The 20,318-nt window shown below is 69.0% G+C and carries 14 protein-coding genes; 5 read left to right on the top strand and 9 right to left on the bottom strand.

Features of this window, described 5'->3' with window-relative positions; genetic code table 11:
* Positions 1-37: 37 nt before the first annotated feature.
* A complete protein-coding gene (locus tag RLT58_RS14460) occupies positions 38-3,937 on the top strand; it encodes a DNA-directed RNA polymerase subunit beta' (RefSeq protein WP_311310785.1) in 3,900 nt (1,299 codons plus the stop codon).
* Between the two features lie 90 nt (positions 3,938-4,027).
* Here RLT58_RS14460 and RLT58_RS14455 read toward each other — a convergent pair whose 3' ends face one another.
* The 6 genes from RLT58_RS14455 to RLT58_RS14430 form a co-directional block, all read right to left on the bottom strand.
* Entirely contained in the window at positions 4,028-5,071 is a 1,044-nt protein-coding gene (locus RLT58_RS14455) for a M48 family metalloprotease (protein WP_311310784.1), read from the bottom strand.
* A 25-nt stretch (positions 5,072-5,096) separates the two neighbouring features.
* The gene (locus RLT58_RS14450; RefSeq protein ID WP_311310783.1) at positions 5,097-5,636 is read right to left on the bottom strand and encodes a Pycsar system effector family protein; all 540 of its coding nucleotides are present in this window, start codon (positions 5,634-5,636) and stop codon (positions 5,097-5,099) included.
* Entirely contained in the window at positions 5,633-6,964 is a 1,332-nt protein-coding gene (locus RLT58_RS14445) for a hypothetical protein (RefSeq protein WP_311310782.1), read from the bottom strand. The genes RLT58_RS14450 and RLT58_RS14445 overlap by 4 nt, the downstream gene beginning before the upstream one ends.
* 31 nt (positions 6,965-6,995) lie before the next feature.
* On the bottom strand, positions 6,996-9,182 hold the full coding sequence (locus RLT58_RS14440; protein WP_311310781.1) for a hypothetical protein: 2,187 nt from the start codon (positions 9,180-9,182) through the stop codon (positions 6,996-6,998).
* The gene (locus tag RLT58_RS14435) at positions 9,179-9,967 is read right to left on the bottom strand and encodes a hypothetical protein (protein WP_311310780.1); all 789 of its coding nucleotides are present in this window, start codon (positions 9,965-9,967) and stop codon (positions 9,179-9,181) included. The genes RLT58_RS14440 and RLT58_RS14435 overlap by 4 nt, the downstream gene beginning before the upstream one ends.
* A 108-nt stretch (positions 9,968-10,075) precedes the next feature.
* Complete coding sequence (locus RLT58_RS14430; RefSeq protein ID WP_311303768.1) at positions 10,076-10,825, bottom strand: Crp/Fnr family transcriptional regulator; 750 nt, start codon at positions 10,823-10,825, stop codon at positions 10,076-10,078.
* 381 nt (positions 10,826-11,206) lie between these two features.
* Here RLT58_RS14430 and rpsL point away from each other — a divergent pair, with 381 nt between their 5' ends.
* From rpsL to tuf, 4 genes are all read left to right on the top strand, one after another.
* Positions 11,207-11,578 carry a 30S ribosomal protein S12 gene (gene rpsL / locus RLT58_RS14425; RefSeq protein ID WP_003948652.1) on the top strand — a complete coding sequence of 124 codons (372 nt, stop codon included), beginning with the start codon at positions 11,207-11,209 and terminating at the stop codon, positions 11,576-11,578.
* A gap of 2 nt (positions 11,579-11,580) precedes the next feature.
* Entirely contained in the window at positions 11,581-12,051 is a 471-nt protein-coding gene (rpsG, locus tag RLT58_RS14420; RefSeq protein WP_014047773.1) for a 30S ribosomal protein S7, read from the top strand.
* 38 nt (positions 12,052-12,089) lie between these two features.
* On the top strand, positions 12,090-14,219 hold the full coding sequence (gene fusA, locus RLT58_RS14415) for an elongation factor G (RefSeq protein WP_311310779.1): 2,130 nt from the start codon (positions 12,090-12,092) through the stop codon (positions 14,217-14,219).
* Positions 14,220-14,380: 161 nt separating this feature from the next.
* Positions 14,381-15,574: an elongation factor Tu gene (gene tuf, locus RLT58_RS14410; RefSeq protein WP_250299265.1), complete on the top strand. Its 1,194-nt coding sequence runs from the start codon at positions 14,381-14,383 to the stop codon at positions 15,572-15,574.
* Positions 15,575-15,667: 93 nt separating this feature from the next.
* Here the strand turns inward: tuf and RLT58_RS14405 are convergent, their stop codons facing one another.
* Genes RLT58_RS14405 through RLT58_RS14395 form a run of 3 tightly spaced genes read right to left on the bottom strand, consistent with a single transcriptional unit; the run spans position 15,668 to position 20,094 of the window.
* On the bottom strand, positions 15,668-16,138 hold the full coding sequence (locus tag RLT58_RS14405) for a GNAT family N-acetyltransferase (RefSeq protein ID WP_311310778.1): 471 nt from the start codon (positions 16,136-16,138) through the stop codon (positions 15,668-15,670).
* Positions 16,139-16,150: 12 nt separating this feature from the next.
* Positions 16,151-18,424, bottom strand: a complete 2,274-nt coding sequence (locus RLT58_RS14400) for a poly(A) polymerase (RefSeq protein ID WP_311310777.1) — start codon at positions 18,422-18,424, stop codon at positions 16,151-16,153.
* A complete protein-coding gene (locus tag RLT58_RS14395; RefSeq protein WP_311310776.1) occupies positions 18,424-20,094 on the bottom strand; it encodes an RNA ligase family protein in 1,671 nt (556 codons plus the stop codon). Before RLT58_RS14395 ends, RLT58_RS14400 begins: the two co-directional genes overlap by 1 nt.
* Positions 20,095-20,318 lie beyond the last annotated feature (224 nt).

Below are 20,318 nucleotides of genomic sequence, written 5' to 3'. Positions count from 1 at the left end.
AGGGGGCTCGAACCCCCGAAAGAGGGATTGACGACAAGTGCTCGACGTCAACTTCTTCGACGAGCTGCGGATCGGCCTTGCCACCGCGGACGACATCCGGACCTGGTCCCACGGCGAAGTGAAGAAGCCGGAGACCATCAACTACCGCACGCTCAAGCCCGAAAAGGACGGACTCTTCTGCGAGAAGATCTTCGGTCCGACCCGGGACTGGGAGTGCTACTGCGGCAAGTACAAGCGTGTCCGCTTCAAGGGCATCATCTGTGAGCGCTGTGGCGTCGAGGTCACGCGCGCCAAGGTGCGCCGTGAGCGCATGGGCCACATCGAGCTTGCCGCTCCCGTCACCCACATCTGGTACTTCAAGGGCGTCCCGTCGCGCCTGGGCTACCTGCTGGACCTCGCGCCGAAGGACCTCGAGAAGGTCATCTACTTCGCCGCGTACATGATCACGTTCGTCGACGAGGAGCGCCGCACCCGCGACCTCCCGTCGCTGGAGGCGCACGTCTCCGTCGAGCGCCAGCAGGTCGAGAACCGTCGCGACTCGGACCTCGAGAACCGCGCCAAGAAGCTCGAGACCGACCTGGCCGAGCTCGAGGCCGAGGGCGCCAAGGCCGACGTACGCCGCAAGGTGCGCGAAGGTGCCGAGCGCGAGATGAAGCAGCTGCGCGACCGTGCGCAGCGCGAGATCGACCGTCTCGACGAGGTGTGGAGCCGCTTCAAGAACCTCAAGGTCCAGGACCTCGAGGGCGACGAGCTGCTCTACCGCGAGCTGCGTGACCGCTTCGGCACGTACTTCGACGGCTGCATGGGCGCCGCCGCACTGCAGAAGCGGCTGGAGTCCTTCGACCTCGACGAGGAGGCCGAGCGCCTCCGCGAGATCATCCGTACCGGCAAGGGCCAGAAGAAGACCCGTGCGCTCAAGCGCCTCAAGGTCGTCTCCGCGTTCCTGCAGACCAGCAACAAGCCCAAGGGCATGGTGCTCGACTGCGTGCCGGTCATCCCGCCGGACCTGCGTCCGATGGTGCAGCTGGACGGTGGCCGCTTCGCGACCTCCGACCTGAACGACCTGTACCGCCGTGTGATCAACCGCAACAACCGCCTCAAGCGTCTCCTTGACCTCGGTGCCCCCGAGATCATCGTGAACAACGAGAAGCGGATGCTGCAGGAGGCCGTCGACGCGCTGTTCGACAACGGCCGCCGCGGTCGCCCGGTCACCGGTCCCGGCAACCGCCCGCTCAAGTCCCTCAGCGACATGCTGAAGGGCAAGCAGGGCCGATTCCGTCAGAACCTTCTCGGTAAGCGTGTGGACTACTCCGCGCGTTCCGTGATCGTCGTCGGCCCGCAGCTCAAGCTGCACCAGTGCGGTCTGCCGAAGGCCATGGCGCTGGAGCTCTTCAAGCCGTTCGTGATGAAGCGCCTGGTGGACCTGAACCACGCGCAGAACATCAAGTCGGCCAAGCGTATGGTCGAGCGCGGCCGCACGGTCGTGTACGACGTCCTGGAAGAGGTCATCGCCGAGCACCCGGTTCTCCTGAACCGTGCGCCGACGCTGCACCGCCTCGGCATCCAGGCCTTCGAGCCGCAGCTGGTCGAGGGCAAGGCCATCCAGATCCACCCGCTCGTCTGCACCGCGTTCAACGCGGACTTCGACGGTGACCAGATGGCCGTGCACCTGCCGCTGTCCGCGGAGGCGCAGGCCGAGGCCCGCATCCTGATGCTGTCCTCCAACAACATCCTGAAGCCGGCCGACGGCCGTCCGGTCACCATGCCGACCCAGGACATGGTGCTGGGTCTGTTCTTCCTGACCACCGACGGTGAACTCCGTGACACCAAGGGCGAGGGCCGCGCGTTCGGCTCCACGGCCGAGGCGATCATGGCGTTCGACGCCGGCGAGCTGGCGCTCCAGTCGTCCGTCGACATCCGCTTCCCGGTGGGCACCATCCCGCCGCGCGGCTGGGTGCCGCCGGTCGCCGAGGAGGGCGAGCCCGAGTACCAGCCGGGTGACACCTTCCGGCTGCGCACCAGCCTGGGCCGCGCGCTCTTCAACGAGCTGCTGCCCGAGGACTACCCGTTCGTCGACTACTCGGTCGGCAAGAAGCAGCTCTCCGAGATCGTCAACGACCTCGCCGAGCGCTACCCCAAGGTCATCGTGGCGGCGACGCTCGACAACCTGAAGGCGGCGGGCTTCCACTGGGCGACCCGTTCCGGCGTCACCGTGGCCATCTCCGACGTCGTCGTGCCCGAGGCCAAGAAGGCCATCGTCAAGGGCTACGAGGACCAGGACGAGAAGGTCCAGAAGCAGTACGAGCGCGGTCTGATCACCAAGGACGAGCGCACGCAGGAGCTCATCAACATCTGGACCAAGGCGACCAACGAGGTTGCCGAGGCGATGAACGAGAACTTCCCCAAGACGAACCCCATCTTCATGATGGTTGACTCGGGTGCCCGAGGAAACATGATGCAGATGCGTCAGATCGCCGGTATGCGTGGTCTGGTGTCCAACGCCAAGAACGAGACGATCCCGCGTCCCATCAAGGCGTCCTTCCGTGAGGGCCTCACCGTTCTGGAGTACTTCATCTCCACGCACGGTGCCCGTAAGGGTCTGGCGGACACCGCCCTGCGTACCGCCGACTCGGGTTACCTGACCCGTCGTCTGGTGGACGTCTCGCAGGACGTGATCATTCGCGAGGAGGACTGCGGCACCGACCGCGGCCTCAAGCTGAAGATCGCGGTCAAGGGCGCCGACGGCGTGCTCCGCAAGACGGAGGATGTCGAGACCTCGGTCTACGCCCGCATGCTCGCCGAGGACGTCGTCGTCGACGGCAAGGTCATCGCCCCTGCCAACGTCGACCTCGGTGATGTCCTGATCGACGCCCTGGTGGGCGCCGGCGTCGAGGAGGTCAAGACCCGCTCGGTCCTGACCTGTGAGTCCGCGGTCGGCACCTGTGCCTTCTGCTACGGACGCTCGCTCGCCACCGGCAAGCTGGTCGACATCGGTGAGGCGGTCGGCATCATCGCCGCCCAGTCCATCGGTGAGCCCGGTACCCAGCTGACGATGCGTACCTTCCACACCGGTGGTGTGGCCGGTGACGACATCACCCAGGGTCTGCCCCGAGTCGTCGAGCTCTTCGAAGCCCGTACGCCCAAGGGTGTCGCCCCGATCTCGGAGTCCGCGGGCCGGGTCCGGATCGAGGAGACCGAGAAGACCAAGAAGCTCGTGGTCACGCCGGACGACGGCAGCGACGAGATCCCCTTCCCGATCTCCAAGCGTGCCCGTCTGCTGGTGGGCGAGGGCGACCACGTCGAGGTGGGCCAGAAGCTCACCGTGGGTGCCACCAACCCGCACGACGTGCTGCGGATCCTCGGTCAGCGCGCGGTCCAGGTCCACCTGGTCGGCGAGGTCCAGAAGGTCTACAACTCGCAGGGTGTGTCGATCCACGACAAGCACATCGAGATCATCATCCGGCAGATGCTCCGCCGCGTGACGATCATCGAGTCCGGCGACGCGGAACTGCTGCCGGGCGAGCTCGTCGAGCGCTCGAAGTTCGAGACCGAGAACCGTCGTGTGGTCACCGAGGGCGGTCACCCCGCCTCCGGCCGTCCGCAGCTGATGGGTATCACCAAGGCCTCGCTGGCGACGGAGTCGTGGCTGTCCGCGGCTTCCTTCCAGGAGACGACCAGGGTCCTGACGGACGCGGCGATCAACGCCAAGTCCGACTCCCTGATCGGCCTCAAGGAGAACGTCATCATCGGTAAGCTCATCCCGGCCGGTACGGGCCTGTCCCGCTACCGCAACATCCGGGTCGAGCCGACCGAGGAGGCCAAGGCCGCGATGTACTCGGCCGTCGGCTACGACGACATCGACTACTCGCCGTTCGGCACCGGCTCCGGCCAGGCCGTTCCGCTGGAGGACTACGACTACGGTCCGTACAACCAGTAGGCGAGTCGCCTGATCCGACCGGAGGGCGGTCATCCCGTGTGCACGGGGTGGCCGCCCTCCGGCGTGCCCCAGGCCGGTCCCGGCTGTCGGTCAGTGCTGGGAAGCCAAGAAAGGGCGAAGGCGGTGCAAGCGGGTCGCGTAGTCCGGGTGGGAGGCCAAGAGCGGTGAGCTGAGCTCCGAACGGGCACCGCTCTCTGTGGACATCGCTGCTCCCTGGATCCGTGATGACGGCGGTCCGGCTTTCTCCATGGCGAGCAGCACCTCCACCAGCACAGGTGCGAAGCCGAGCGACGCCGCGTGCAGGTCAGCACGCAGTTCGGCGCGCCTGCTCAGTGCCGCCGCCGCATAGGGAGAAACGAGCAGCGCGAGCGGCACTCCGCCCAACAGCATGGCGGCAGGGCCCAGCAGCATGATGCTGAAGCCGGCCAGCAGGGCTGCGGTGACGAGCCATGACGCACGCAGCGCCGCGCTGGTGGTGCTGACGAGCACTGTGCGTCCGGCCCGGAACGCCGCGCGGCCGGGCAGGCCGTACCAGCGGCCCGCCAGTGTGGACCAGCTGTGTCCGGCTGTGTGGTGGCCCAGTTCGTGGGCCAGTACGGCAGCGAGTTGGGCACTCGAAAGGTTCTCCAAGGCGAAGCGGGTGACGCCGACTATGTGGCCGGCTGCTGCGTACGCGTTGAGATTGTCCGTGTTCTCGATCCACAGGCCATAGCGATTGCCTTCGATCCCCGCGCGTCCGGTCACCTCGTGCCAGACCGGCTCGAGCCTGGCGCGCTCATGGGGGAGCGGATACCGGAACCCCAGTACATAACGGGCGTACAGGTCTTCTGTGGGTCGGTGGAAGACCAGCAGGCCCGCTGCCAGCCACACCAGGGCAGGGAGCCAGAAGGGCATTCCCCAGGCGAGTTCCAGCAGCCGACCGGCGGCAAGGACCGTCCCGAGACTGAACACGAACCCGGGCAGGTACAGCACCAGCCGACCCAGGGTGGCGGCATCCGCTCGGCGCTGGTGGGCGGCGATGTGCAGTCGGTTGCCAGGGGCGTGGAGATATTCGAGGTCGTCCTCCGTGAGGGGCGCGTCGGTCGTCCGGTCTCCGTGGTGAGGGTGTGCACGTTCGTCTGGGGGCTGTGTCATGTCCGTCCTCGGTGATGTCGGTAGCTCAGCCGATGACCACGGATGCGGGGAGCAACAGGGCACCGATACAGAAGGCGACCAGCCCGGCGCGTATCCACTGGTGCTTGCGCGTGACGATCCGGCTTGTCTCCGTCAGTGCTGACAGCAGCGAGGCCATGGGCAGCTGTTCCGTCTCGGCCAGTGCCTGTGGGAGCTTGTTCTGCCTTACCGCACGTCGAATGTCCCCGAAGTAGGTGAGCGGGTCACCGGGAGCCCAGTCGCTGACGCGGTAGCGCGGGGCGACAGCCAGCAGAAGGAACAGCAGGGCCAGGGCCAGGACGGTGATTCCTGCCCACCACACGATGGCACCAGGTGCCGACAGATGGCTCGACGGCCAGTCTCTGCTGACCAGAACACCGCAGACGACGCCGGAGCTCAGGCCGAGCGCAGCGACGACTACGGCCGCCTTGCTGTCGGCACGAGCGATCTCGGCACGCAGATCGACCAGAAGGCGAGCGGCGGTCCTGGCACCGAGGGCCGTGGCCGGAGCAGGTGTGTCCGGGGCTGATGAGGCCGGGCCGGTCATCGGAGGTCCTTGTGTCCGGGGCCATCGTTCCGGGATACGTCGGATGCCGGGGTGGGCCGCCGGCGGGGTTCGGGGAGGAGCGTGCCGCGCGAACCCGAGGCCGCTGAGGTGCCTGCGTCTGACTCGTACGCATCGGGGGTGTACGGATCGGAGCCGGGCGGCGAGGTCTCCACCTGCCCGGAGAGCTCTTCGTCCGGCCCGAAAGCTGGGTCTGCCGCGGTCTCGGGGTCGCCGGGGGGCCATGCGGTCACGGGCAACCGGGGGACCGGTGCCCCACGGCCCGTTTCGTCGGCGGGCAGCTGTTGGTTCAGGATGTCGTGCATGGCGCGCAGCGCGAGCTTCTTGGGGGCTGCCAGCTCGTATCCCTCGGCGTTGTCCCCGTCGAGCAGCTGAGCGACCATGTCGGCCTTGGCCCGGATCATGCTCGCCTGGTCCTGGCGTAGGCTCTGGACGACCAGCCGGGAGTCCTCCGGATGCTCAGCGAGGTGCAGAGCCCAGGCGCGGACACCGCCCTGCTCCAACTGGGCCTGGTAGAAGTCGATCTTTGCGAGTTCGGCCTCCCTCAGTTCCGACCGCCACTTCTGTTGCTGAAGAAGCAGTTCCTGTTGCCGTTCCCCGTACACCAGCGCCCGGTCGGTCTGCACCGCGTCCCGCCGTCGTGCACGCAGGTCCGCCTCGACGTCGTAGGCCATGGCCTGCTGCTCGGCGTGGATGCGTTCTGTGGCCGTGTGGTCGATCGCCTGCATACGCTTTTGATGGTCGACGTTGTCCCGGTCCCGGTGCAGTCTCATAGTCCACCCGACGAGGAGACCCGCGTCTGAGCCGAGAGGGCCTCGGGCGTGCACCGCCCGCAGGACCTCCGCCTCGGCCTCGGCGCTCTTGGCGACGGCGAAGCGACGTGTGACCGAGCGCGCGGCCTGCTCCAGTTCACCCAGCAACAGGCGTGGGACGTCACGGTGTCCGGAGGCAACGAACACTGCGGGGTCGCCCACCTGCCAGGTCACCTCCACGGCGCACTCGAACTCAAGGGCGTCGTTGTCGCTCGGGAGAGCCAGTTCCAGGTGGACGGGATGAATGCCCATGTCCACTTCGTACACAGCGGTGTAGCGCTTGCCGATGATCTCCGTGCGCGCCGGCCGGAGGGGCGGCAGCGACGTGACGTACGCGCCGGACGGCGTCGAGAACACCAGGGCGTGGTCGATGCGGGTGAGCCTTCGGGGGACGAAGCCGAACCGGGAAATCTGGCGCACGGTCAGCACCGGATCCTTCAGCTGCGTGTGACGGCCGGCGGGTTGTTCCCACTCGGGAGGGCGGTGAAATCGGGTCATGCCGATGGGTCTCCTGTGCTCGTGGGGAGGGTCAAAGGAGTGGCAGTGCGCCGAGCAGACGGTGTGCCACAGGTGGCGGTATGCCCTCGTCGCCCGTGACTGTGTGCAGCAGATGACTGATGCGCTGCTGATCGGCCTCGCTCGTCACGAGAACGGACAGCAAGCGAGCGAGAGCCCGTTCGGCTTCGGGGTCGTCTTCGGCGGACAGGACCCACCGGCGCAGCACGTCAAGTACGCGGCGACGGTTGACGCGGTCGTTCAACGCGGTTCGCAGGAGAACGGGGATACCCGCCGAGGCCGGAGCCCGGGCAGCAAGAGATGTCGCGTACCAGTCCAGGACGAGCGGTCGGTCCGGTGAGGCATCGCGGTCTGTTCGTCCGCAGGCATTGAGAAACCCGTTGAGGGCCAGGGCACGGACCTTCTGGTCGTGGTCGAGAGTCCTGAGCAGTTCGCCGAGTACCTGATCGCCGACCTGGGAGAGCAACAGAAGCTCCACCGACTCGGCCAGCACCTCGGACAGCTTTTCGTCGTTCCCCTCGGCCAGTCCGTCCGGATCCGGGGCTTCGTCGATTTCTTCCCGGCGCGCCGCGGTACGCAGCGCCGCCATGGTCTCCATCGGACGTTCGGGACCGATCAATCCATGCGTGCGGATCGCCACCCAGCGCAGATGGGGGACATTGCTGTCGCACCAGGCATCGAGAATGCGTGGCACGTTCGGCGTGCCGACGTGATGGGCGAGGGTCAGCGCATGCACTGCCACCGTCCGAGGGCCGAAGAGCGGGGACGCGGCCCAGGGTTCGATGACTAGGGCCATGGCGGAGGGGAGATCGGTATGGGCGAGGACAGCCGCGGTGGAGGAGGCGCGGGTGCGGACCAGCGGTCTGCCGTCCTTCGCCAGGTCCTGGAGCCACTGCACCAGCGCCGGCCGTGCCGATGGATGCCCGGTCCACACCTCTCGCAGGAGAACGAGCGAGGTCCGGTCGTCCAGGTAGGCCGCTTTCACTTGCTGCACGGGGCCCCATTCGGTGCGCTCCGCGGCCTCGTAGCGATGAGCCCGTGCCAGCTCGAGGCGCTTGCCGATGTGTGTGCCGAACACCGGCACAGCGGCCGGCCGTTGGGAGTCCGCAGTCCGCTGCAGGCGTGCGTACAGACGGTCGCTCACTTCCGCCGTCAGCGCGTACGGTCCGTCGTCGAACGCGGCCAATGCGATGAGGAAGGCCTTCTCCCGCAGGTGCAGAACCGTGTCGTCCTCCTCGAACCACTCACGGACCTGGCCTTCGAGAGCCGCCAGTGAGAAGTTCTCGACCTGCCGCTCATCGGTGTCGCCGGCCGCGTACCCCAATAGGGTCGAGGCGAACTCGGAGGTCTCGCGCGGTTGGTGAGTGCGCGCGAGGAACTCCGTGACCACCGGCAGCGCCAGCAAGGACGCGACGGCATCGGGGTCGAGCCGCGCCCGCAAGTGTGCGGAGAGGACGTCCACTGATGGTGGCGGCTGCCACGCGTCGGTCTTCACATCCTCGAGATGGGCGCGCGGCCCGACAGTGATGACCAGATACGCGTCCCGCTGGGTGAGCCGGTCACGCAGTGCCAGCAGATCCACTTCCCGTAACGGCTTGTTCCGGTCGGTCTCCAGGTCACAGAGAAGGTGGCCTCGTGCCCCGGTCTGCTCCTCGCCGTCCGGAACGAGTGAACTCGGTGCGGTGTCGCGGGCGACGGAGTGCACCGGTGAGAGGCCCAGGCGATGCAGCAGCATGAGCGCGGCGGTCCGCCGTCCGGAGGAATGGGGACCACTGAGCACGAGCACGCGTTCTTTGCGCAGTCGGTCGACGAGTTCGGCGAACGGGGGGCCCGGGTCGGCAAAACACTCCGCCACCTGTGTCAGTGTGACGGCGCGGATTTCGCCCGAGGAGGGCCCTGTGGACAGGCCGCCGAACCCGTAGTGGATATGGGTGGTCGCTCCCAGATGGACGTCGCCGTGGAACGAGCCGCCGCCGATGCCGTGGTTGACGCCGCCCAGGACACCGCCGGCAAGGTGGGTCCCTTCGCCGAACGCCATGGTGCGCGGCGTGTGGTCCACCAGGTCCCACCGTGCCGCCCAGGCCTCCTGCGGCCGGTCCATCACCTTGGCGCCCGCTGCATCGTCCGGATGACCGGTCGGTTCGGCGTCCTCGGGCCGCTCGCCCTCCTCCGGCTGTCCCGCCTCGTTCTCGCTGCTCACCCTCGGTCTCCGAGTTCGCCCCCGAGGTGGACATCGCCGTGGAAGATGCCCCCACCGATGCCTCGGTTCTCGCTGCCGAAGACGCCGCCGTTCACCGTGGCACCGCCGAAGTCGAAGGCGGCCGGAGGCGCTGCGGACGCGGGCCGTTCGCGTGTGGGGTGCGTGGCGCCGGACCGGGCACTCCGGCTCTGATCGCCGGCCTCCTTCCGGGGAAGGGGAACCTGGCTGTGCAGCCAGGCCGGCAGCGGTCCGTTCTTGCTGTCCACGGTGACGGCATGGAACTCGTCGGCCGGCACACCGGGGTGGTTGTGACGTACGACGCCCTGGTAAACGGATTCCGACACGCACAGGGCGAAGTCCCCCCGCTCGTCTCGCAGCGCATGACGCAGTGCGTCGGCGTCGAGCAGGCGGCAGGCGTGGTTGAGGTCGGACCCCACCCAGCCGCCTTCGCCGTCGACAGCGACGTAGCCGGACGCGACGACTCCGCGCAGCCTCATCTGGGCGGAGCTGGACGCCCGGCGGTTGATCGCACGCAACTCCGCCGGAACGAAACTGAGGAGGGTGCGCAGGAGCGTGGTCGACGAGGCGTTGGAGTCGATCAGTTCCATCACACTGTCGCCCCGGTCCGCACGGCGCCGCAGCGTCATCTCGATGCCGGCGGCCAGCAGCGCACGATCGGTGAGATCGAACAGCATGCGACGCAGATAGGCCTGTTCGACATCGTCGCGATGACTGAACTTCTCGATGTCGAGAAGGAGGATAGTGCTGTTCACGGGGTCGGACATGGGTGGGCTGCCTCTCGCCGGGGACGGGTACGGCAAGAGCGTGCCGTCGGCGAGTCTGTGGCGGTGAGTGCAGATGACGCAGTCGGACTGTGACTGCGTGCACAGACGTCAGGGCGTGGGTGTGCTTCGGGGCCGTTCGACGGGTACGGGATGTGCGGCGCGCGCCATCAAGCGCAGAGCGCTCGGACGCACCACTACCAGGGCCCTGCGACCGGTGACGACGATGCCCCTGGTCCTCAGGTCCTTCAGCAGCCGCTGCACCATTTCCCGCGAGGCTCCGACCGCACCTGCCAGCTCCTGCTTGCTGAGGGGTACGGCGATCTCGATGCCTTCGTCGGTCCGGCGTCCGTGAGAGCGAACGAGGTCGAGGAGCAGGACCGCGAACCGCTCCCGGACACTCATGGAGGCGAACTCCAGCCGGCGCCGGTCGGCGGCGCGGTTCCGGTCGGCCGTCAGCCCCAGCAGCTTGAGCGAGACGGTGGGGGAGTGACTGACGAACTCTCGGAACCGCTCGTGCGTGATGGCGACGGCCCGCACCGGAGCCAGAGCGGTCACCGTCGCCGAGCGCGGGCGACCGGTCAACGCTGCCGACTCACCGACTATGTCGCCAGGACCCCGCAGGGCGAGCAGGGCCTCGTAGCCGTTCTCCGACGCGGCGATGACCTTGGTCCAACCGCGCAGGATGAGCAGGACGTGGGACGACGGCTCATACTGTTGCAGGAGAGGCGCGCGAGGAGCGAAGGAGAGTTCCCTGCCCAGCGCGAGCAATGCTTCCCGGTCCTCGCGCTCGAGTCGTGCGAGAAAGGGAACGCGGTCGTCGAGCCCGTCGTCGCCGGGCAGGGCCGCACCAGCCGTCATGGAGTCCCCCGTCCTTCGGCGCGCGGTTCAATGTACTGACGCCGCTGAGGGTGCGGCAGGCGCGTGGCGGGGTTTCGGCCACCCACCGTGCGCGAACGGTTACGGTAAGCCGCAGGTGGTGTGCCTGTGGCGGGGTCCCTGGCCTGGACAGCATTTGTTTTGACCGGAGTCCGTGAGGTAGGTACGCTCAGACCTTGTGCCTGGGGTGTGCCTGGGCTCGTGTGCGTGTCCTCAACCGCACGGCGAGTTCGTCTTTGGCCACCGTGATCTGCGCTTCCACTGCTCCAGGGCAGTGGCCCGCAGCATTCGACACACCCGACCGCGTGGGTCGGCGATGTTCCAGGTTAGTTTCACCGACGGCACACAGAAACCGGAGAAGTAGTGCCTACGATTCAGCAGCTGGTCCGGAAGGGCCGGCAGGACAAGGTCGAGAAGAACAAGACGCCCGCGCTCGAGGGTTCGCCCCAGCGCCGCGGCGTCTGCACGCGTGTGTTCACGACCACCCCGAAGAAGCCGAACTCCGCGCTCCGGAAGGTCGCACGTGTGCGTCTGACCTCCGGCATCGAGGTCACGGCCTACATCCCGGGTGAGGGACACAACCTGCAGGAGCACTCCATCGTGCTCGTGCGTGGTGGCCGTGTGAAGGACCTGCCGGGTGTTCGTTACAAGATCATCCGCGGCTCCCTTGACACCCAGGGTGTCAAGAACCGCAAGCAGGCCCGCAGCCGCTACGGCGCCAAGAAGGAGAAGTAAGAATGCCTCGTAAGGGCCCCGCCCCGAAGCGCCCGGTCATCATTGACCCGGTCTATGGTTCTCCTCTTGTCACCTCGCTGATCAACAAGATCCTGCTCAACGGCAAGCGTTCCACCGCCGAGCGGATCGTGTACGGCGCCATGGAAGGCCTCCGCGAGAAGACCGGCGCTGACCCGGTCATCACGCTGAAGCGCGCGCTTGAGAACGTCAAGCCCTCGCTCGAGGTCAAGTCCCGCCGTGTCGGTGGCGCCACCTACCAGGTGCCGATCGAGGTCAAGCCCGGTCGCGCCGCCACCCTCGCGCTGCGCTGGGTCGTCGGCTACTCCCGCGCCCGTCGCGAGAAGACGATGACCGAGCGGCTCATGAACGAGCTGCTCGACGCCTCCAACGGTCTTGGCGCTGCCGTCAAGAAGCGCGAGGACACCCACAAGATGGCCGAGTCCAACAAGGCCTTCGCGCACTACCGCTGGTAGTCGCTTACCCCATCGAGACCGAGAGAAGATTGAGCCTTATGGCCACCACTTCGCTTGACCTGGCCAAGGTCCGCAACATTGGGATCATGGCCCACATCGACGCGGGCAAGACGACCACCACTGAGCGGATCCTGTTCTACACCGGTGTTTCGTACAAGATCGGTGAAGTCCACGACGGCGCTGCCACGATGGACTGGATGGAGCAGGAGCAGGAGCGCGGCATCACGATCACGTCCGCCGCGACGACCTGTCACTGGCCGCTCAATGATGTTGACCACACCATCAACATCATCGACACCCCGGGTCACGTCGACTTCACCGTCGAGGTGGAGCGTTCGCTCCGCGTCCTCGACGGCGCCGTCACCGTGTTCGACGGTGTGGCCGGCGTCGAGCCGCAGTCCGAGACCGTGTGGCGTCAGGCGGACCGCTACGGCGTTCCGCGTATCTGCTTCGTCAACAAGCTCGACCGCACCGGTGCCGAGTTCCACCGCTGTGTCGACATGATCGTCGACCGCCTTGGCGCGGTCCCGCTCGTCATGCAGCTCCCCATCGGCGCCGAGGCCGACTTCAAGGGCGTCGTCGACCTCGTGTCGATGAAGGCCTTCGTCTGGCCCGAAGAGGCCGTCAAGGGCGAGATGTACGACACCGTCGAGATCCCGGACACGCACAAGGAGGCCGCCGAGGAATGGCGCGGCAAGCTCCTTGAGGCCGTGGCCGAGAACGACGACGCCATGATGGAGCTGTACCTGGAGGGCAACGAGCCCACCGAGGACCAGCTGCACGAGGCGATCCGTCGCATCACCCTCGCGTCGAAGGGCAGCGCCGACTCCGTCACGGTCACCCCGGTGTTCTGTGGCACCGCGTTCAAGAACAAGGGCGTCCAGCCCCTGCTCGACGCGGTCGTGCGCTACCTGCCTTCCCCCCTGGACGTCGAGGCCATCGAAGGCCACGACGTCAAGGACCCCGAGGTCGTCATCAAGCGCAAGCCCTCGGACGACGAGCCGTTCTCCGGCCTGGCGTTCAAGATCGCGAGCGACCCGCACCTCGGCAAGCTCACCTTCGTCCGGATCTACTCCGGTCGCCTCGAGGCCGGCACCGCGGTGCTGAACTCGGTCAAGGGCAAGAAGGAGCGCATCGGCAAGATCTACCGCATGCACGCGAACAAGCGTGAGGAGATCGCGTCGGTGGGCGCCGGCGACATCATCGCCGTCATGGGCCTGAAGCAGACCACCACCGGTGAGACGCTGTGTGACGACAAGAACCCGGTCATCCTGGAGTCCATGGACTTCCCGGCGCCGGTCATTCAGGTCGCCATCGAGCCCAAGTCCAAGGGTGACCAGGAGAAGCTGGGTGTCGCCATCCAGCGCCTCTCCGAGGAGGACCCGTCCTTCCAGGTGCACTCCGACGAGGAGACCGGCCAGACCATCATCGGTGGTATGGGCGAGCTTCACCTCGAGGTGCTCGTCGACCGCATGAAGCGCGAGTTCCGCGTCGAGGCGAACGTCGGCAAGCCGCAGGTCGCGTACCGCGAGACGATCCGCAAGGCCGTCGAGCGCATCGACTACACGCACAAGAAGCAGACTGGTGGTACCGGCCAGTTCGCGAAGGTGCAGATCGCCCTTGAGCCCATCGAGGGTGGCGACGCCTCCTACGAGTTCGTCAACAAGGTCACCGGTGGCCGCATCCCCCGTGAGTACATTCCCTCGGTGGACGCGGGTGCCCAGGAAGCCATGCAGTTCGGCATCCTGGCCGGCTACGAGATGGTCGGCGTCCGCGTCACCCTTCTCGACGGTGGTTACCACGAGGTCGACTCCTCGGAGCTCGCCTTCAAGATCGCCGGTTCGCAGGCGTTCAAGGAGGGTGCCCGCAAGGCGTCCCCCGTGCTCCTCGAGCCGATGATGGCCGTCGAGGTCACCACGCCCGAGGACTACATGGGCGATGTCATCGGCGACCTCAACTCCCGCCGTGGCCAGATCCAGGCCATGGAGGAGCGCAGCGGCGCTCGCGTCGTGAAGGGCCTCGTGCCCCTCTCGGAGATGTTCGGCTACGTCGGAGACCTCCGCAGCAAGACCTCGGGTCGCGCAAGCTACTCGATGCAGTTCGACTCCTACGCCGAGGTTCCGCGGAACGTCGCCGAGGAGATCATCGCGAAGGCCAAGGGCGAGTAACTCTCCCGAGTACACGCTTTAGGCTTGTCACCGGAGCCCGGTGGGGCATTTGACGCGGCGCGCAAGCAATGCGGCGAATGCCCCCGGGACCCGGCATCCCAGCAAAGATCACCTGGCGCCGATGAAGCAAGGCGTACAGAACCACTCCGCAGGAGGACCCAGTGGCGAAGGCAAAGTTCGAGCGGACTAAGCCGCACGTCAACATCGGCACCATCGGTCACATCGACCACGGTAAGACGACCCTCACGGCCGCCATTACCAAGGTGCTGCACGACGCGTACCCGGACCTGAACGAGGCCTCGGCCTTCGACCAGATCGACAAGGCTCCTGAGGAGCGCCAGCGCGGTATCACCATCTCCATCGCGCACGTCGAGTACCAGACGGAGTCGCGTCACTACGCGCACGTCGACTGCCCGGGTCACGCCGACTACATCAAGAACATGATCACGGGTGCGGCGCAGATGGACGGCGCCATCCTCGTGGTCGCCGCCACCGACGGCCCGATGCCGCAGACCAAGGAGCACGTGCTCCTGGCCCGCCAGGTCGGTGTCCCGTACATCGTCGTCGCGCTGAACAAGGCCGACATGGTGGACGACGAGGAGATCCTGGAGCTCGTCGAGCTCGAGGTCCGTGAGCTCCTCTCCGAGTACGAGTTCCCGGGCGACGACCTTCCGGTCGTCAAGGTCTCGGCGCTCAAGGCTCTTGAGGGTGACAAGGAGTGGGGCCAGACCGTCCTCGACCTGATGAAGGCCGTCGACGAGTCCATCCCGCAGCCCGAGCGTGACGTCGAGAAGCCGTTCCTGATGCCGATCGAGGACGTCTTCACGATCACCGGTCGTGGCACCGTCGTCACCGGCCGTATCGAGCGTGGTGTCCTCAAGGTCAACGAGACCGTCGACATCGTCGGTATCAAGACCGAGAAGACCACCACCACGGTCACCGGCATCGAGATGTTCCGCAAGCTGCTCGACGAGGGCCAGGCCGGTGAGAACGTCGGTCTGCTCCTCCGTGGCATCAAGCGCGAGGACGTCGAGCGCGGCCAGGTCATCATCAAGCCCGGTTCGGTCACGCCGCACACCGAGTTCCAGGCCCAGGCCTACATCCTGTCGAAGGACGAGGGTGGCCGTCACACCCCCTTCTTCAACAACTACCGCCCGCAGTTCTACTTCCGTACCACGGACGTGACGGGCGTGGTGACCCTTCCCGAGGGCACCGAGATGGTCATGCCGGGTGACAACACCCTCATGGACGTCGCGCTGATCCAGCCGGTCGCCATGGAAGAGGGCCTGAAGTTCGCCATCCGTGAGGGTGGCCGGACCGTGGGCGCCGGCCAGGTCACCAAGATCCTCAAGTAAGTCCTTGAGCGTCTGACCTGGTTGCTCACACAGAGCACCGAGAAGGGCCCCGTCCCACCGCGCGAGCGGTGAGGCGGGGCCCTTCGCCTTTTCTCAGGCCGTGGGTACGGGCCGGCGCACCATGAAGACATCCACCGGGTCCTCGCGCTCCACGGTGAACCCATGGCGCTCGTACAGCCGCCGGGCCGAGCTGCCCTGGAGCACATTGAGGCGTACGACGGCGCCCTCGGCGTCCGCACGGGCCAGCAGGGTGCTCAGCACGGCCGAGCCGATGCCCCGGCCCTGGAGCTCCTCGGCGAGGAAGAAGCTCTCCAGGCACAGGCCGTCCTCGAAGGGCCGCAGCGTGACGCTGCCGCTGAAGCGGCCCTCGACGCTGATCACCGAGGTGTACTCGGGGAGGTAGGAGTCGCGCAGCCGCCGGCGCACCCGGTGTTCGTCGAAGCGGCCGAGCCTGACCAGGTCGGGCCGCATCACGACGGCCCGGATCTCGACGATCGACTCCAGGTCCCCGGGGGTCGCGGGGCGCAGGCTCCAGCTCTGGGTGGTGTGTACACGTACAGACATGGCCGGAGTCTGTCAGAGCGCGAACGCGGGGTCCCCGGACGACCGGAGAGCGGACGGTGCGACCGGGGCGAGGGCCGCGTCCGGGAGGCCGCGCAGCAGTTCACGGCCGATCTCGGCCAGCCGGTGGGCGTCGGGCGGGGTGGTGCCGAGCCCGATCGCGTACCCCGTCAGCGCGCCGGCCGTGAGCGGGCGCGGCCAGACGCGCGCGTCCGGGGCGCCGGCGTCGGCGAGGGCGGCGGCCAGGGCCAGGAGCCGGCCGCGCAGCCGGTCCTGGTCCGGGCCGGGGCGTGCGGAGGCGAGGGCCCAGGCCGGTTGCTGCTCGGCGAGGGAGGGCGGTGCGGCCAGCGCGGTACGGGGGTCGGTGCCGTCCGGGGCCGCCTCCAGGATCTCCCAGGCGCGGAAGAGCTCGGCGGTGAGGAGATCGCGGCCGGCGGGGGAGACCTGGGTGGTGCAGGAGCGGACGGGGGCGGACGGCGTGAGCACGGTGACGGGGGCGGCGGTCCCCGTCCCGTGCGGCACGGGGAGGCGCCAGTCCCATGCCGCCCAGGTCGCGAAGAAGTGCCGGAGCAGGGCGAGCGGCGGCAGGCCGCCGGCCGCGTGCGCGGTACGGGCCGCGAGGACGGCCCAGGCCAGTCCGGGCAGTCCGCCGCAGGGTGCGGAGTCGAGGCCCCGCGCCCGCGCCCATGCCTTGACGTCCCGGGCGAGGGCGGTGAAGGCCTCCCGGTGGGGCCCGGCCGTCGCGAGCACCGCGTCGGCGTCGCTGACCGCGCTCAGCGCGACGGCGGCCGCCTCGCCCAGTTCGGTGCGGCGGGCCACCGCGTCGGCGGGGGACAGGGCGCCGGTCGCCACGGTGACCAGGTCGATGCGGAGCCCGTCCAGGTGCCAGCGCAGGCCGGGCACCCGGGCGCCCGTGACCTCGCGCAGCTCCTGGGCGCCGGGGAACGCGGCGGCCAGGAGCTGCCGCAGCCCGGCCGGGCCGGCGGCGCCCGGCAGCGCGGCCACCAGGTCCAGATCGGCGTCGGGCAGTGCGCAGCCCATCCGACGGGAGCCGGCGATGTGGACCTGGGAGCCGGGGAGGGCGGCGGCGACGCGTGCCGCGAGGCTCTCGTCATCGGGGAGGGCGGGGTCGGGGAGGGCTGCGTCCGGGAAAGCGGCGGTCCGTTTCTTCGCCGCTGCGGGTGCGGGAAGGGGCGGGCCCAGCTCCACGCGTACGCCGTAGTGGTCGGAGACGTACAGGCCCGTCGGGTCCGGGGTGTCGCCGGTCAGGGTCGCGGTGCGGGCGCGCAGCCTCTCCGTGCGCAGCAGGACCCGGTCCAGCCGGGAGACGCGGCCGGACAGCGAGGAGACGGCGGCCAGGGGGTTCACGGACGGGTCGAAGGTGGGGGTGCGGTCGGCGGGGCCGTGCACCTCGCTCCAGGCGTCGGTCATCGCGAGCCGGGCCCCGGGCAGGCCGCCGCCGTCGTTGAAGTCGCCGACGAGCAGCAGTTCGCCCTCGACGGCCGCCAACCCCGCGGCCAGATCGGCGAGTTCGGTGTCGCGGCGGGTGGCGCCCTCGGGGGAGTGGTCGCTGCTGAGATGGGTCACGGCCACCGTGACGGGGCCCTCGGCGCTCTCCAGGACGGCCGCGGCCACCGCTTTGTGCGGGCCGAAGGCGTGCAGCCCCGCCTCCCGTACGGGCAGCCGGCTGAGCAGCAGCAGTCCGTGGTCCGGGATGTCGTGGCCGGAGGGCTCGGTGGCCAGGACGTATCCGTCGCGCACCCAGGCGCAGCCCAGCAGCAGGTCGAGCAGCGCGGGCTCGGCCTCCTGGAGCGCGATGACGTCCGCGTCGGCCGCGCGCAGGGCGTCGAGCAGCAGGGGCCTGCGCCGGGGGGTGTCGATGCGGTCGCTGTCGTACCGGTCCCAGAGGGTGTTCCAGGTGAGCACGGTCAGCGCGGCGGACGGGCCGGGCGGCCCGGCGGGCGCGGGTTCCCAGGCGCCGGTGGCCGGGGAGAAGGCGTGCGGGGCGCGGGAGGTGAAGTAGGGGGCGGGCAGATGCCGCGGGGTGCGGATGCGGCCCGCGTCCGTCGCGTCGATGCGGTCGGTGCCGGTGGCGCGGTCCCACACCACCTCGCCGTCCGCCTCGAAGAACAGCACGCGGTGCCAGGGGATGTCCCCGCCGGGGGTGAACCGGTCCAGCGGCACCCGCTTGGGGTCGCGGCCGCGCTGGGCGACGCCCAGCACGAAGCGCGCCGGGTCGAAGCGGGCGTCCCAGCGGACCCGGTGGTAGATCTCCTCGCTCGTCCGCATCAGGCCCGGTCCTCCACGGTTCCACTGGTGCCGATGTACCAGGTGCGGTGCGCCTGGCCGGGGTACGGCGGTACGAACCGGTGCAGCTGGGAGGCCAGCACCGGCGGGGGCACGGGGTGCTCGCGCCGGCCGTTGCGGGCGGTCAGCTCGTCCTCGCCGATCCACGCCACGGCGTGGGTGACCAGGGCGTCCCTGCGCCGGGCGACGGCGTGGACCAGGGAGCGCTGGTGCGGGTTGAGCGAGGTGGCGTCCCAGACGACGGTGGCGCCGGGCACGAGCGCGGCGTCCAGCCGGTCGAGCCCCTCGCGCAGGACGTCCCCGTTGGCGTGCTGGTCGGCGCGCGAGCCGCGGGCCAGCCGCAGTTCGTCGAGGGAGACGTACGTGGCGACGCCGGGCAGCCCGCGGGCGAAGGTGCTCTTCCCGCTGCCCGAGGGGCCGACCAGATGGACGAGGCGCGGGAAGGCGCCGGAGCGCCACCGCCAGGTCGCGGCGACGGCCTCCTCCGCCGTGCTGATGCCGCCTCGCGCGTACGCCTCGCGGGCCTGGGCCAGACAGCGGTCGGCGGCGTCCGGCTCCAGCCCGGCGAAGGCCGCGCACAGCCCGGCCGGCTCGCGCACCTCCTGGGCGTGCAGCGCCGACCACTCCACCTGTTCGCGGGCCTCGGGGGTGGCGGCCAGGGCGCCGGCCAGCGCGTGCAGAACGGTCAGATCGGCGGCGGGTGCCATGCCCGCGAGCCCGCTGTGCCGCTGCTCGTCCGGGTAGGGGCGGTGCAGCGCGGGGTACAGCCCGACGAGGTCCGCGATCCGCCGGGCGAGCGGCATGCCGAGCGGTCCGGCGAGCGCGGGGGCCAGGGCGGTCCGCCGGGTGCGGTGCAGCAGGGCGGCGAGCACTCCGGCCAGCCGGTCGTCGCCCGTACGGCCCAGTGCGTCCAGGGCGTCGCCGGCCGCGCGGGCGGCGGACGCGTCGCCCGGTCCGGCCGAGGCGGCGGCGGCGAGGGCCCCGGGGTCGACGGGGGCGCCGGAGCGCACGGCCCAGAGCGCGGCGGCCGGTCCGAGCCCGTTCTCCACCACGTCGGCGTGCATCCAGTGCGTGTCCGTCGTCACGTGTCCGGGCCGCACCCACTTCGCGACCCGCCGTCCGAACGCGGCGGCCGGGAAGCCCTCGACGGGCCGTACGACGTATCCCTCCTGCCGTCCCGTGTCCGGCCTCAGCGCGCGCAGGGCCTTCTCGGCGCGGGCGTCGAACACCCCGCGCCACAGCACGGGCGGGGTGGGGATGCCCAGGTCCCGCAGGAACGCCACGGTGCTGTCCCAGTCCAGGCAGTGGTCGCCGTCCCAGACGGAGAAGCCGTAGAAGTGGCTCGCGAGGTCCTCGTACGCGAGGGAGTGGCGGGCGAACATGTTCTCGCCGCAGATGCGCCGGCCCACCGGGATGCGGGGGCCGATGCGTGCCTGGAGGGCCTTGACCCAGGTGCGGGAGGGGTGGTGGGCGGAGTCCAGGGAGCGGGCGTGCAGCCCGTCGGCGTACAGCGTGGTGTTCTCGCCGTCCAGCTTCTCGGTGACGACGACCTGCGCGCCGGTCAGCCCGGCGAGGTCCGTCAGCCGTACGTCGTCCGAGGTGGCCCCGGGTGACCAGGGCAGATGCGGGGTCCGCGGATAGTGCGTACGCATGATCTGTGCCCCCGTGACGATGCCGTGCCCGGCCGGTCACTGTAGGGGTGGGAACACCTGTCCCTCGACCGAATATCGCGGTGGGAGCGGCCGCGGGGAGGGGGCCGGCGCGTGCCCGCGTTTGACCATCCACCCGCGGGGGGTAAGATCCTCCGCCCGATTGGCCAGGCTCGTGCCCCGTATGGCACACTGACCAGGTTGCTCGGTTGAGTGTCAATGCTGCG

It is taken from the genome of Streptomyces sp. ITFR-16 (assembly GCF_031844705.1).
In the GTDB taxonomy this organism is placed as follows: Bacteria; Actinomycetota; Actinomycetes; order Streptomycetales; family Streptomycetaceae; genus Streptomyces.
Note: the sequence above shows the minus strand (reverse complement) of the source record. Positions and strands in the feature narration are given on the sequence as shown.